The 12,825-nt window shown below is 63.7% G+C and carries 12 protein-coding genes; 2 read left to right on the top strand and 10 right to left on the bottom strand.

The genetic code is table 11. The annotated features are described in order from the left end of the window. Positions 1-17: 17 nt before the first annotated feature. A complete protein-coding gene (locus AC0L3A_RS25910) occupies positions 18-848 on the bottom strand; it encodes a hypothetical protein (RefSeq protein WP_245285928.1) in 831 nt (276 codons plus the stop codon). 15 nt (positions 849-863) lie between these two features. Between AC0L3A_RS25910 and AC0L3A_RS25905 the strand changes: the two genes are divergently transcribed. Continuing rightward, positions 864-1,577 carry a sensor histidine kinase gene (locus AC0L3A_RS25905; RefSeq protein WP_245285929.1) on the top strand — a complete coding sequence of 238 codons (714 nt, stop codon included), beginning with the start codon at positions 864-866 and terminating at the stop codon, positions 1,575-1,577. A 14-nt stretch (positions 1,578-1,591) separates the two neighbouring features. Here AC0L3A_RS25905 and AC0L3A_RS25900 read toward each other — a convergent pair whose 3' ends face one another. Then, positions 1,592-3,883 carry an FdhF/YdeP family oxidoreductase gene (locus AC0L3A_RS25900; protein ID WP_007596060.1) on the bottom strand — a complete coding sequence of 764 codons (2,292 nt, stop codon included), beginning with the start codon at positions 3,881-3,883 and terminating at the stop codon, positions 1,592-1,594. 249 nt (positions 3,884-4,132) lie between these two features. Here AC0L3A_RS25900 and AC0L3A_RS25895 point away from each other — a divergent pair, with 249 nt between their 5' ends. Beyond that, a complete protein-coding gene (locus AC0L3A_RS25895; RefSeq protein WP_219681598.1) occupies positions 4,133-5,380 on the top strand; it encodes an oxalate decarboxylase family bicupin in 1,248 nt (415 codons plus the stop codon). 83 nt (positions 5,381-5,463) lie between these two features. Here the strand turns inward: AC0L3A_RS25895 and cydB are convergent, their stop codons facing one another. The 8 genes from cydB to AC0L3A_RS25855 form a co-directional block, all read right to left on the bottom strand. Next, the gene (gene cydB, locus AC0L3A_RS25890) at positions 5,464-6,450 is read right to left on the bottom strand and encodes a cytochrome d ubiquinol oxidase subunit II (RefSeq protein ID WP_219681600.1); all 987 of its coding nucleotides are present in this window, start codon (positions 6,448-6,450) and stop codon (positions 5,464-5,466) included. A gap of 2 nt (positions 6,451-6,452) precedes the next feature. After that, a complete protein-coding gene (locus AC0L3A_RS25885) occupies positions 6,453-7,862 on the bottom strand; it encodes a cytochrome ubiquinol oxidase subunit I (protein WP_007596071.1) in 1,410 nt (469 codons plus the stop codon). A 199-nt stretch (positions 7,863-8,061) separates the two neighbouring features. Beyond that, complete coding sequence (locus tag AC0L3A_RS25880) at positions 8,062-8,730, bottom strand: YoaK family protein (RefSeq protein WP_354127200.1); 669 nt, start codon at positions 8,728-8,730, stop codon at positions 8,062-8,064. A 19-nt stretch (positions 8,731-8,749) separates the two neighbouring features. Beyond that, on the bottom strand, positions 8,750-9,586 hold the full coding sequence (gene fdhD, locus AC0L3A_RS25875; protein ID WP_035993483.1) for a formate dehydrogenase accessory sulfurtransferase FdhD: 837 nt from the start codon (positions 9,584-9,586) through the stop codon (positions 8,750-8,752). A 3-nt stretch (positions 9,587-9,589) separates the two neighbouring features. Next, on the bottom strand, positions 9,590-10,189 hold the full coding sequence (locus AC0L3A_RS25870) for an HdeD family acid-resistance protein (RefSeq protein ID WP_219681605.1): 600 nt from the start codon (positions 10,187-10,189) through the stop codon (positions 9,590-9,592). A 284-nt stretch (positions 10,190-10,473) separates the two neighbouring features. Beyond that, positions 10,474-10,974, bottom strand: coding sequence for a Dps family protein (locus AC0L3A_RS25865; RefSeq protein WP_473255420.1), 501 nt, complete (start codon positions 10,972-10,974; stop codon positions 10,474-10,476). A 63-nt stretch (positions 10,975-11,037) separates the two neighbouring features. Beyond that, on the bottom strand, positions 11,038-11,601 hold the full coding sequence (locus AC0L3A_RS25860; RefSeq protein ID WP_473255419.1) for a cytochrome b: 564 nt from the start codon (positions 11,599-11,601) through the stop codon (positions 11,038-11,040). Beyond that, a complete protein-coding gene (locus tag AC0L3A_RS25855) occupies positions 11,598-12,653 on the bottom strand; it encodes a catalase family peroxidase (protein ID WP_354127287.1) in 1,056 nt (351 codons plus the stop codon). The genes AC0L3A_RS25860 and AC0L3A_RS25855 overlap by 4 nt, the downstream gene beginning before the upstream one ends. Positions 12,654-12,825: the final 172 nt, after the last annotated feature.

Below are 12,825 nucleotides of genomic sequence, written 5' to 3'. Positions count from 1 at the left end.
GCATGATGCCAGCTCGATCACAGCTTCGTGCGTTTTGACAAAGCGCCGACGAAAAGGCAAAAGACCGGCCTCCGGCGGGGCGGTAAACCTTTTGCATGACGCTCGAATGCCTGGATGGCTCCGACCCCGTACAGCCTCGTCGATGGTGGCGCCGTTTGCTGCCGATCCACACAATACAGGATCGGATTCTGCTGTGGGCTTGGGGTAGCCTTGTTTTGACCTTGCTGTCCTTCGCCTGCTCGCTGCTCGGAGACAATTTCGCGGCGATTGCCTTCGCCGCTTTTCTGGCCGCTTCGCTGACGCTCGTCGGCGCGGTCATGGACATCACCGCGCAGAAGAAGGCCCATGCCGAGCTGGAGCGGAGCGAGCAGCGTTACCGCCATTTGTTCAGCCGGATGCCGATCGCGCTTCGGCAGCTCGACACCAGCAGGCTGATGGCGCTGTTCCGAAAGTTGCGCGCCGAGGGCGTTACCGATCTGGGCCTCTATCTCGATAGCCATCCCGATTTCCTCCGGACCTGCATGGACGCACTCTCGATTCAGGAGGCCAACGAACGGGCCATCCAGAGTTTCGGGGAAGGCTATGTCGGACGTTCCATGGCCGAGACCTGGAAGCAACGTCCAGATACGTTCCGCCGGGCTATCGAGTCCCGCTTCCGCGGAGAAACGAATTTCGAGGAAGAGACCCAGATGGTCACGTGGGACGGCCGCATCGTCGACGTTCTCTTTACGACGGCTCGCGTCGGCCCCATTGACAATCTCGAAGCAAGCCTGGTCGTTACCATCGACATTTCCGAACGCATTCGCGCCCAGCAGAAGCTCCAGCAGGTACAGGCCGAGTTCGCGCATGCCGCGCGCGTCTCGATGCTCGGCGAGCTCACCGCGTCGATCGCGCACGAGGTCAATCAGCCGCTGGCCGCCATCGCCACCAACGGCGCCGCCGGCCTACGGTGGCTGAACAGGCCCACGCCCGATATCCTCGAGATCCGCAAGACCATCGAGAACATCGTCGTGGATACCCAGCGCGCCGCGAACATCGTGGCGCGCGTTCACGGGATGGCCTCCCGGAAAGCCCCCGAGCAGGCATTGCTGTCCTTTGACGAGATCATCCGCGAAGCACTTCTTTTCCTTCAACACGAGATGGAATCCCGCAGCGTGACGATCCTGCACCGGCCCGATCCGGGCGCGCCGCTGGTTCTCGGAGATCGCACCCAACTCCAGCAGGTGATCGTCAATCTCGCTATCAACGCGGCGCAGGCAATAACGCAGGCCGGATATGACGATCGCAAGATCGTCATCAGCACGGTCACACAGGACGCCGCAACATTGTGCTGCTCGGTGGAGGACAACGGTCCCGGCATCGCCGCCCAGCATGCAAATCGTCTGTTTGACAGCTTCTTCACGACCAAGGACAGCGGCATGGGCATGGGATTGCCGATCTGCCGGTCAATCGTCGAAGCGCATGGCGGCCGGATCGGCGCTGAAAGCAATGGTACGAGTGGCGCCCGGTTCTGGTTTACGCTGCCCATCGCCATCCCCGTCGATCCGCCGCGCTGCGACCTTCACGCGGATATGTGACTCCGGCGGTGCCGCTATTCCCCTGCCGCGGCCGCACGCACCAGGCGGATCGGGACGCCCTTGTATGATGGCGTGAAGCTCAGGGGATCACGGGCATAGAGCGGCACCAGCGGATTGGTCTCCGGATAGTACGCCGCGCAACAGCCGGTCGGAAAGGCATAGGCTACCACGCGGAAGTTACGCACGATCCGCTCGGCGCCATCGGTCGAGGCGGTTATCAGGTCGACGCGGTCGCCGTCGGCAAGCCCGCGCTTGCTCATCTCGTATTCGTTGAGGAAGACCACGTCGCGCTGGCCGAACACGCCGCGATAGCGGTCGGACATCGAGTAGAGCGTCGTGTTGTACTGATCGTGGCTGCGTATGGTGGTGAGCCACAGGAAATCGGGATCGCTCTGCGGCGGGTCCTCGCCGCAACCCGGGAAGACCAAAAAGTTCGCCTTGCCCGACGGCGTCGCCCAGATGCGCTCGCGTGCCGTCGAGGTAAGATGGAAGCCGCCGGGGACGCGGATGCGGGCGTTGTAGCCCTGGAAGATCGGGAACACCGCCTCGATCGCATCGCGAATCCGGTCGTAATCAGCGACGAAGCCGTCCCAGTCGACCACCGTGCGCTCGCCCAGCGTCGCCTTGGCGACGCCGGCGACGATCGCGATCTCGCTGAGGAGATGCTCCGATGCCGGTTTGTTGCGGCCGGCGGACGCATGCACCATCGACATCGAATCCTCCACCGTGACCGACTGTGGCCCCGATTGCTGCACATCGATCTCGGTGCGCCCGAGGCACGGCAGGATCAGGGCGGCGTGGCCGTGGATCAGGTGACTGCGGTTGAGCTTGGTTGAGACGTGGACGGTCAGATCGAGCTTGCCAAGCGCAGCCCGCGTCGCCTGCCAGTCCGGAATGGCCGCGGCGAAATTGCCGCCCATCGCGAAAAAGGCCTTCACCTCGCCGCGGATCATGGCCTCCAACGCGGTCACCACGTTGTGTCCCGGCGCGGCCGGAGGCTTAAAGCCGAAGCGTTGCTCCAGGCGCTCGAGGAAGTCCGCCTTGGGAACTTCCGTGATTCCCACGGTCCGATCGCCCTGCACGTTGGAATGACCGCGAACCGGGCATACGCCGGCGCCATCGCGCCCGACATTGCCGCGCAACAGCGCGAGGTTGGCGATCTGCTGGACGTTGTTCGCACCGCGCCAGTGCTGGGTGATGCCCATTCCGTACACGAGGATGGCGCGCTCGGCCTTCATATAGGCGCCGGCCGCATATTCCATGTCCTCGCGCGTCAGGCCGGACTGACGTTCGATGTCCGGCCATTGCGTGCGCTTGAGATCATCGATCAGCGCTTCGATGCCGATGGTGTGGCCGCGAATGAAATCCCAGTCCAGGATCTCCGGCTGCTCGGCGGCACGAGCGGCCTCGTCGGCTTCCACCAGAATCTTCATGATCCCCTTGAGGACGGCGACGTCGCCGCCGACCCGCACCTGGAACAGTCTTGAGCTGATCGCCGTCGACGACAGCGTGATCATCTCGACCGGGCTCTGCGGCGCCTGGAAGCGCTCCAGCGCCCGCTCACGGAACGGGTTGAACGAGATGATGGACGCGCCGCGGCGTGCCGCATTGCGCAGGCTGGTCATCATCCGCGGGCTGTTGGTGCCCGGATTCTGGCCGAAGATGAAGATGCAATCCGTCTTGTCGAAATCCTCCAGCAGCACGGTGCCCTTGCCGACGCCCAGCGAGTACGGCAGGCCGACGCTGGTCGCCTCGTGGCACATGTTCGAGCAGTCGGGAAAGTTGTTGGTGCCGTATTCGCGCACGAAGAGCTGATAGAGGAAGGCGGCTTCGTTCGAAGTCCGCCCGGACGTGTAGAACTCCGCCATGTTCGGATCCGGCAAGGCCTTGAGCTCGCGACCGATCATGTCGAATGCATCGCTCCACGCCATCGGGAGATAGCGGTCGGATGCGGCGTCGTAGGCCACCGGATGAGTGAGCCGCCCGACCATTTCGAGATCGTAATCGTTCCAGCCCGCGAGCTCCGTGACGGTATGCTCGGCGAAGAATTCCGGCGTGCAGCGCTTCGATGTTGTCTCCCAGGCGATCGCCTTGCCGCCGTTCTCGCAAAATTCGAATGACGAGGTATGCTTCGGATCGGGCCAGGCACAGCCGGGGCAATCGAAACCCTCCGGTTGATTCATCCGGCTGAGCGTCGCTGCACCTTTCAGCGGCGCCCGCTGCACCAGAAGCGCCTCGCTGAGCGCCTTGAGTGCGCCCCAGCCGCCGGCGGGCTCGCGATAGGGACGAACCGATTTCGTGGTCATCTCGATATCTCTCGATATGGCAATTCTCCGGTTCAGTTAAGGATCGCGCAGGCAGAGCCGTCTTTTCAGAACGAAGCCGAATTTCGCAATTGCACACGTTCGATCCCGGGCGGCGGGCCGAAGCAGCCATGCATTCCGGCAAAAACAGCGCCGTTCGCGGAAGCAGAAGCGGCAAGCGGAAACTAGGTTTGTCGGCCGGAGCCCCGTCGCTACGGGAGGGCTTTCGACAGTTTTCAGGAGCGACCCAAGATGTTTTCACGACGTGATTTGCTGGCCATGTCCGCGGCAGGCGCCGCCATGGTCGGTTCCAGTGCGCAGGCCGCAACCTTCGGCAATCCGGACGAGCCGCCGCAAGGCGCCGTCAACGCCAAGAGCCCCGGAAGCCTGACTGATCCCGGTCCGCAGAATCCCGAACTGGGCAAGCAATTCCCCTCCGCACAAAGCCCGCCGGCGACCGACGTCGGTGGCTTGCCGATGGATTGGGCCTCGTTCAACAATGCGCCGAGGCGCATCCAGAATGGCGGCTGGGCACGGCAAGTCACCGTCGAGGACTTCGCCATCTCGAAGGAAATCTCCGGCGTCAATATGCGGCTGTCCGCCGGCGGCATCCGCGAGCTGCATTGGCATCAGGCGGCCGAATGGGCGATCATGACCTACGGCAGCTGCCGCATCACCGTGCTCGACACGCAGGGGCGCCCCTATGTCGGCGACCTCAAGGCCGGCGACCTCTGGTATTTCCCACCGGGCGCACCGCACTCGCTGCAAGGCCTGGGGCCTGATGGTTGCGAATTCGTGATCTGTTTCGACGACGGCCACGCCAATGAGTTCAACACGCTGCTGGTGACGGACTGGCTCGCCCATACGCCGCCCGAGATACTCGGGAAGAATTTCGGCGTCCCCGCCGACGCTTTCGCGAAGATCCCGCTGCACAATCGCTGGATCTTCCAGGGCACGCTGCCCAGCGATCTCGCCGCCGATCGTGCCGCAGTCGCCAAGCATGCCGAAGCACCGCCCTATCCGTTCATCCATTCGCTCGGCAGTTCGGCGCCGGTAAAGGAGAGCTCCGCCGGCAGCATCCGCGTCGCCGACAGCAGCAACTTCAAGGTGGCCACCACCGTCGCCGCGGCGCTGGTGACGATGCCGCCGGGAGCGGTCCGGGAGATGCACTGGCATCCGAACGCCGACGAGTGGCAGTACTACATCAAAGGCAAGGCGCGGATGACGGTGTTCGACACCGGCCCCAACGCGCTGACGACGGATTTCTCGGCCGGCGACATCGGCTATGTCCGGCGCAATCTCGGCCATTATGTCGAGAATGTCGGCGACACCGAATTGCAGTTCGTCGGCGTGTTCCGTGCGCCCCGCTACGAGGAGGTGTCGCTCTCCAACTGGCTGACACACACGCCGGCCACGCTGGTAGCCCAGCATTTCAACATCGACGAGAAGCTGATCGCCCAATGGCCGGACAGTAGCCCCGGTGTCATGCCCAAATCCTGAAGCAAAGCCACATAGGGACCAGAACGAGGAAGGCGCCGAAACCGGCGCCTTTCTTTTTGTTCGCCTTTCGAGCCGTGCAGCGGTCAGTAGTGATCGGCCGCTGGGGCCGCCTTGCCGCGGAAAACGCGATAACCGACGGCGACATAGAGCAGCATCAGCGGGAATACGACCAGGCCGGCGCCCCAGAACATGAAGGCGAGACTTGCATGAGGCGCCGCGGCCTCGTCGATCGTGATGACGAACGGGATCATGTAGGGCCAGAACGACAGAGCGAGCGTGGCGAAAGCCGCCACGAAGATCAGCGCGACCATATGGAACGGCCAATAATCGTCATGGACCAGGATGCTCTTGGCCAGCATCGCGGCCGCACCGGCGCCGATCGCGGGAAACACGAGCAGATAGGGCCGGTCGGTCCAGCGCTGCAGAATCGGAAGATGCTCGGCAAGCGCATATGCAAAGACGACGACCAGGAACACCAGGACGCCGGTCGCCAGCGGCGGGATCTGGCTCCGCGCGGCATCCCGAACGGGACCATCACTCTTCCTCACCAGCCAGCAGGCCCCGAGCAGCGAATAGCCGAAGCAGAGTCCGATGCCGCACAGGGCGGAAAAGGCGGTCAGCCAGCCGAGCGTTCCACCGGTATAATCGCCGTTGGAGAACTGAAGTCCTTCGACGAGAGCGCCGACCATCGCGCCCTGCATGAAGCTGGCGGCGAACGAACCCGCGACGAAACCGACGTCCCAGACCCAGCGCGAACGGAGGGCTTTGCCGCGAAACTCGAAGGCCACGCCGCGCAGGATCAATCCAAGCAGCATCACGACGACAGGGATATAGAGGGCCGACATCACCATGGCGTAGACAACGGGGAACGAGCCCCACATGATCACGCCCGTGACGATCAGCCAGGTCTCATTGCCGTCCCAGACCGGAGCGACCGTGCTCAGCATGGCATGCCGCTTCGCCTCGCTGCCGGCCACACCGAACAGCATGCCGACGCCGAGATCGAACCCGTCGAGGAGGAGATAGATCAGAATGCTGATGGCAAGAAGGGCAACCCAGTACATCACCATGGTTACTCTCCTGCCTCGAGATAGCTGCGGGCGGTCGGCACCTGATCGGCGAGCGACATCGGCCGATTGGGCACGGGAGCGAGGAGCGGCTTGCCGCCGAGTCCCGCCGGGCCGGCACGCAGCAGCCGATAGATGTAATACGTCCCGAACGAAAAGATGAAGGCGTAGACCGCGACGAACAGGATCAGGGAAGCCAACGCAGCCGACGCGGTCAGGAACGGCGTCACGGCGTCCGCAGTGCGGAGCACGCCGTAGATGGTCCATGGTTGGCGCCCCACTTCCGCGGTGTACCAGCCGGTGAGAATTGCGATCCACGGCAGCGGGAAGCTGAGGAAGATGCCCCACAGCAGGGGGCGGCTCCGATCGAGCCGATGCTTGAGGCCGAGCCAAGTCCCAAGCCAAGCCAGCCCCAGCATCACGAAACCGCAGCCGACCATGATGCGGAAGGCGAAGAAGGGTATCGTCACCGGCGGCCGGTCCTGCGGCGCAAAGCTGGTCAGGCCGACCTCTTTCGATGTCAGGCTCATGCTGCCGATGATGCTGCCGAGCACGGGAATCGATATCGCGTATTTGTTCGATTCGGTGCTCGAATCGGGAATTGCGATCAGCACCTCCGAGGCCGGCTGCTCGTCATGCCAGCGTGCCTCGATCGCGGCGAACTTGGCCGGCTGGTAGTCGTGGACGTAGTCACCGACGAGATGCCCGATGAAGAGCTGGACCGGCAGCAGCACTGCCGCGAGCGCGAGGCCCATCCGCAGCATCACATGTGCCTCGGCGCGATAGGTCCGCCGCAGCAGATACCACGCGCCGGTCGCCGCCACGCAGAACGCGCCGGTCAGGTAGGACGCCAGCAGCATGTGCGGAAACCGGACCCAGACCACGCGATTGAAGATGATTTGCGCCCAGTCATCAGGCACAAACTGGCCGTTCTGCAGGACGTAGCCGGTCGGCACCTGCATCCAGCTGTTGTTGACCATGATCCAGAACGCCGACAGCGTGGTTCCGAGCGCAACCATCGCGGTCGAGAACAGGTAGAACCACGGCGACACCCGGGGCCGGCCGAAGATGAGGATGCCGAAGAAGCCCGCCTCCAGCATGAAGGCGGTGAATGTTTCGTAGGACAGAAGCGGGCCCTGGATCGGACCCGACATCTTCGAGAGCACGCTCCAGTTCGTTCCGAACTGAAACGCCATCACCACGCCCGATACGACGCCCATGCCGAATGCCACGCCGAAGATCTTCAGCCAGAACGCGAACAGGGTCCGGTAGACCGGCTTGCCGCTGTACTGGTGCATCGCTTCCAGCACGGTGAGCCAGGCGGCAAGCCCGATCGTGAATGCCGGGAAGATGATGTGAAACGAGATGGTGAAGGCGAATTGCAGCCGCGACAGGAGGAGTGCCGTCGGATCCATCGGATAGACTCCCGTTCGCTCACGCCCGGTTCGCGGCCGCCGGCGCGCGTGCGGCCGGCTGCGGAATGTTGTCGACCTTAAGGGCCGCGGCCGCACCCGGGAGCTTATCCGCGGGGACGGCGCATGCGCTTCCGCGAAGGAACGTCCTTTTGCCGAATGGCATGGTGAACGCCTCGACCCGCAGCGAGCGAGCGCGACGTCAGCGCGAATGGCTTCGCTGGCGGCAGAGCCAGAGCACGTACACCGACGATGCAATCGGCAGAGCGAGACTCCAGGTTCCCAACCATTTCGTCACGCAACCGCCGACGGCCGCCCCTAGCAGGAACGCCAAACAGAGCGTGAGCATGGTTCCGGCGCCGCGCGCCGCATCGCGATCAGGCGCCGCAACGAACTGATCCATGGCGCGGAGCATGTTGCCGGTGACCGTGACCGAGAGGTATTTCCAGTGACCGACCTGTCTGAAGCTTGCCGACTGCAGCGCGACGCCAAAAGAGATGACGAGGATCGTGATCTCATCCGAAACGCGATGAAGCAACAGCATCGTCGCGGCGAGACAGACGATCTCTCCGATGAGGCAACATAACGCCGCCCGGGTGCGAACCGCCACCAACGCTCCCAGGACAAAGGCCACGAGCGGAAGAAGATGATGAAGCGCGCGCTGCCATTGCCCTGATAGCGCATAGATTCCGAGGAAGACGACATTACCGGTCTGCGAACTCGCGAAGACGCCGAGTGACAGCCAGGTAAACGCGTCGAGGAAACCGCCCGACATGCTCAGCACAGAGGCAACCAGCAGCGATCGTTCCGGCGCACAGGCTTCGACGCTTGTCCCGGCCAGGGGCTCCAGTGCTGCAGTTTGCATGGCCATATTCGCCGGTCCGCTGAAGTCAGCAGCCGGCGCGCGGCGCGGCCTCGTCAGGCAGCAGAACACGGCGCGGATGCGTGAACACGCCGTATCCGTCATCGCGGGCGACGGCGAGTAGCGTGATTCCCGCCTCGTTCGCGGTCTGGATCGCGAGCGCGGTCGGCGCGGAAACGGCCACAACGACCGGCGCGCCGATCATCGCAGCCTTCTGCACCATCTCCACCGAAACGCGGCTCGTCAGCAGCACGGCGCTGTCGCAGGCTGACTTGCCGTCGCGGGCGATTGCGCCGGCAAGCTTGTCGAGCGCGTTGTGCCGGCCGACATCCTCCCTGATCACGGCAATGCCCGTGCGAGGGCGCCACAAGGCTGCCGCGTGAACGGATCGTGTGTGCTGATTCAAAACCTGCAACGGAGACAGCGCATGCATGGCGTTCAGCAGGTCCCGCGCGTGAAAGGCAATGGCATCGCCTCCGACCCGCGATGGCGTGCGACGCGCCTGTTCAAGGCTTTCGATGCCACATAGACCGCACCCGACCGGACCACTGATGGCGCGGCGCCGCGCGGCCAGGGTCGTCACGCGGTCCCCCCCAAGCCACATCCGCACTTCCATGCCGAGTTCGTTCGAGATCAGCTCGATGCTCCTGATCTCGCTTGCGCGATCGATGATCGCCTCGGTGAGGCTAAAGCCGACACCGAAATCCTCCAGATCGGCCGGCGTTCCCATCATCACGGCATGGGTCGATCCGTTGTAGGTGAGCGCGATGGCGCTCTCCTCGGCAACCAGCCGCGATGTCGATTTCGTGCGACCGCTGCGCCAGGCGATCTCCCGGTGCCGCGTGAATGTCGACCCTGTCATCATGGCTCACACCGCCGCCGGTTCGGCCGAATGCCGCGAGGCCCGACTTCTGAGCGCGAGCCCGAATGCAATAAAGCCCCAACCCTGGAAGACCAGATCGACGACCAGCATCGCACCGAGCAGCCACAGGCCGACGGCGGGCAAGACCGCAATCAGCATGGCGCCGACGCAGAACGTCACAACGCCGGCTGCCACGACCCAGCGCCAGCCCGCCGCCGGCCGGATATGGAAACCTGCCCAGATCCGTGTCGCACCGGCAACGACGAGGAAGGCGCACACCACGAGCGACAGCGTGAACGACGCGAGCAGCGGATCATAGAGAATGACGGCTCCGGCAGCGGCATAGACGATTCCGGCGAGCAGCCAGAACAGGAAGCCGCGCAGGCCGTGCACCGAACAGGCATGCACGATCTGGAAGATCCCGGCGACTGCCATGGTGACGCCGATGACGAGCACGGAAGCGAGGCTTGCTGCCATCAGATTGGCCGACGCAATGCCGCCGAGGATCAGTTCACCGACCCCCAGCGCAACGAACCAGCCCCATTTTCCGCTGATCGCGTGAACGGCCCTTCCGAGCGACGCCTTCGAGTTCGACATATCCGTCATGGCTTGACCCTTGTACGTATGACCGGCCTGCCGGTCATGGATGCGGTCAAGCCTATAGAGATCCGCGTCCAGTCATCTTTCGAGGATGCAGCGCCATTGTTTCATCCGCACGATGTGAAACGCTGCTGCGGGATTCACGACCGACGGGTAGGTGGCGTGCGCCCTGGTCGATCAATGCGAAGACGATCAGACAGCAATACGCGGACGCGAGGATCTCCCTCGCTTCCGCGTCGTCGCTGCGCGGCGGCCCGCTTCGCTTTGCGGCCGCATCCCATGCCAGGTGCTTACGAGTTCGGGCCGTCGCGGCCGGTCTCGTACAAGAACCAGATCCGCCGTTCCGTCTCGTCGATCCAGTTTTCCAGCAGGCTTGCGGTAGCGACATCGCCGTATTCGTCGCAGAGCTCGTGGACCCGGCGCATTTCTCGCGTCAGTTGCTGATTGTCGCTGCGCAGCTCGGCCAGCATGTCCTGCGGGTCGACGTAATCCGCGTCGTTGTCGAGAATGCGCTGCTCGCGCGCGATCTGGCCGATCGAGCGCAACGTCGTTCCGCCGATCTTGCGAGCCCGCTCGGCAATGTCGTCGGTCATGGCAAAGATCTGCTCGGCCTGCTCGTCGAGCATGAGGTGGTAGTCGCGAAAGTGCCTACCCGACACGTGCCAGTGGAAGTTCTTGGTCTTCAGGTACAGCGCGAAGACATCAGCCAGCAGCGCTCTCAGCGCGGCTGGAACGTCCCGGTTCGCATTGGCCCCGAGATCCGTCGGGCTTTGGAGATCTGCTTTGGTCATTGTCGTCATCCTTGCTGGAGGCTGAAAAATTTGAGCCGCGCATGTCGCCGACGCGCCAAGCGCTCATTCTGCCGGCGTCGTCCCATTCCCGAGTGGAAAGAGTGCGATCGTCCCGAACACGCCGTCGCGGCGAACCATTGCGTGGAACAGCGCCGCCGCCAGATGCAGTAGCACGAGGGCAAAGAACGCGAAGCCCAGGTAAAAATGAGCATTCCATAGCAATGTGTGCACGCGGTCGCTCTGCGGCAGCAACGCCGGAATTCGAATCCCGCCATACACGACAACTGGATAAGCCGCAGCCCAAAGCATGCCGAGACCCAGCAACGGCATGACGATCATGAAGCCATAGAGGAGCCGATGCGACAATCTTGCTCCCAGCTTGATCGCCGGCGGAAGATCTGCCGGCAACGGCGGCGCGCCGTAATGGAGCCGCAGCGCCAGCCTGATCACAACGAGGACCAGAAGCGTGACGCCGAGCGTCTTGTGGATCAGGATGAGCGGCAAGTACTTCGGCGCCACGGTGGACACCATGCCGACGCCGATGAAGAACATGGCAACGATACAGGCTGCCATCAGCCAGTGCAGCAGCCGCTGGATCAGGGCGAAACGATGCGGAGCGTTGCTCATGGCCTCGCCGACTCGGTTCGCGGATAGTCGCCGGCTTCGGCCGCACGCAAATCGTAGGACTTGCGGTAGACCGACGAGCGCGCGGCCGGGAAAGGATCGTCCGACAGCCGGATTCCCCGCGGCAGCACGGTCGGATCGAAGTTGATGTCGCGGCAGGGTCCATCCCGCTCGGGTTCGATCCGCTGCACGGCAAGCGTTCCGAGCTGCACCGTACGGCGCCCCTCGGGCCAGGGCCTGCTCGGGTCCGCGATCGGATCGCCGGGATCTGCGACCGTCGTAACCATGGTCCAGCGCTGCGGGCCGACGGTCCTGATTCGCTCCACTATCTCTTGCTCGAGAAAATCCGGACCGCGCTTTTCCAGCTCGGCTTGCGAAACCGGAACGGGCTGCACAGTGGGCAGCAGCGACCATCGCACCGCGTGCTCCCCGCCCTTCGCGTTCGTGAAGATGAAACTGTTGAGCCCGTGGTAAGGCTCCTCCGCATAGCTGGTGGTCCAGGGCGCCGTCTTCGCCCAGGTCGCGAAGGCGGCAAATTCCGGATTTGCGTGGATGAAAATCTTCATCGCCTCCGGCTCCTTCTCGGCGGATGCGATCAGCAGGTCGTGAAACGCCTGCGGCGTGGACACTGCAAAGAACGGCGGGTTGATCAGGGCCATCCGCCACTCTTCGCCATCCGCTGCGGCGATCTGCAATCCCAAACCGCGCACACGGACAGTTGCATCCACGGCGTTCGGATCCGCAGTGCCGAGATTGAAGCGACCCAGCGCCGGATACGTGCCGCGTTCGAAGACCTTGGCCCGCGAAAGTTCTACGCCGTTTCCGTTGGCCTCGAAGATGCCGGTGAAGCAGATCCCCTTCGCATGATTTCGCCGGTGCCCGAGCGGTGCGCCGCTCGGAGGCGTCAGCGCCGCAATCATCTGCTCCGGCGTCAGGCGCCCGGGCGAGAGCCAGCCCGCAGTGTACGCGAACGCCGCAGCCCCGCCTCCGAGGATGGCCGCTATCAACACGAGCGGTCCGAGTCCCGAACGCGGCAGTTTGCCTGATTGATTCATCGCTTCTCCTCGTAACGAGCGAGCTGACACAGACGCGTCACACGGCCCGTTCTGCCGAGCGGCTCTTGTAGCCGGCGGCCACAGCCGCGATCTTCTGAAAGCCAACGCCAATTTCGCGAAGGCACGTTCGAGCCTGCCCGGTCCGCGGGAGACCCGTCCTCATCCGCTTTCG

It is taken from the genome of Bradyrhizobium sp. MI1.3, assembly GCF_055811695.1.
This window is presented reverse-complemented; position numbering and strand designations above follow the sequence as displayed.

What these genes read in the sequence shown, in the direction of transcription:
- AC0L3A_RS25910 (WP_245285928.1), bottom strand. Translation starts at nt 848, where the DNA reads ATGCGCGAACTCGGCCTGTACCTGCTGGAGCTTCTGCTGGGCGCGAAT.
- AC0L3A_RS25905 (WP_245285929.1), top strand. Translation starts at nt 864, where the DNA reads ATGCTCGGCGAGCTCACCGCGTCGATCGCGCACGAGGTCAATCAGCCG.
- AC0L3A_RS25900 (WP_007596060.1), bottom strand. Translation starts at nt 3,883, where the DNA reads ATGACCACGAAATCGGTTCGTCCCTATCGCGAGCCCGCCGGCGGCTGG.
- AC0L3A_RS25895 (WP_219681598.1), top strand. Translation starts at nt 4,133, where the DNA reads ATGTTTTCACGACGTGATTTGCTGGCCATGTCCGCGGCAGGCGCCGCC.
- cydB (WP_219681600.1), bottom strand. Translation starts at nt 6,450, where the DNA reads ATGGTGATGTACTGGGTTGCCCTTCTTGCCATCAGCATTCTGATCTAT.
- AC0L3A_RS25885 (WP_007596071.1), bottom strand. Translation starts at nt 7,862, where the DNA reads ATGGATCCGACGGCACTCCTCCTGTCGCGGCTGCAATTCGCCTTCACC.
- AC0L3A_RS25880 (WP_354127200.1), bottom strand. Translation starts at nt 8,730, where the DNA reads ATGGCCATGCAAACTGCAGCACTGGAGCCCCTGGCCGGGACAAGCGTC.
- fdhD (WP_035993483.1), bottom strand. Translation starts at nt 9,586, where the DNA reads ATGATGACAGGGTCGACATTCACGCGGCACCGGGAGATCGCCTGGCGC.
- AC0L3A_RS25870 (WP_219681605.1), bottom strand. Translation starts at nt 10,189, where the DNA reads ATGACGGATATGTCGAACTCGAAGGCGTCGCTCGGAAGGGCCGTTCAC.
- AC0L3A_RS25865 (WP_473255420.1), bottom strand. Translation starts at nt 10,974, where the DNA reads ATGACCAAAGCAGATCTCCAAAGCCCGACGGATCTCGGGGCCAATGCG.
- AC0L3A_RS25860 (WP_473255419.1), bottom strand. Translation starts at nt 11,601, where the DNA reads ATGAGCAACGCTCCGCATCGTTTCGCCCTGATCCAGCGGCTGCTGCAC.
- AC0L3A_RS25855 (WP_354127287.1), bottom strand. Translation starts at nt 12,653, where the DNA reads ATGAATCAATCAGGCAAACTGCCGCGTTCGGGACTCGGACCGCTCGTG.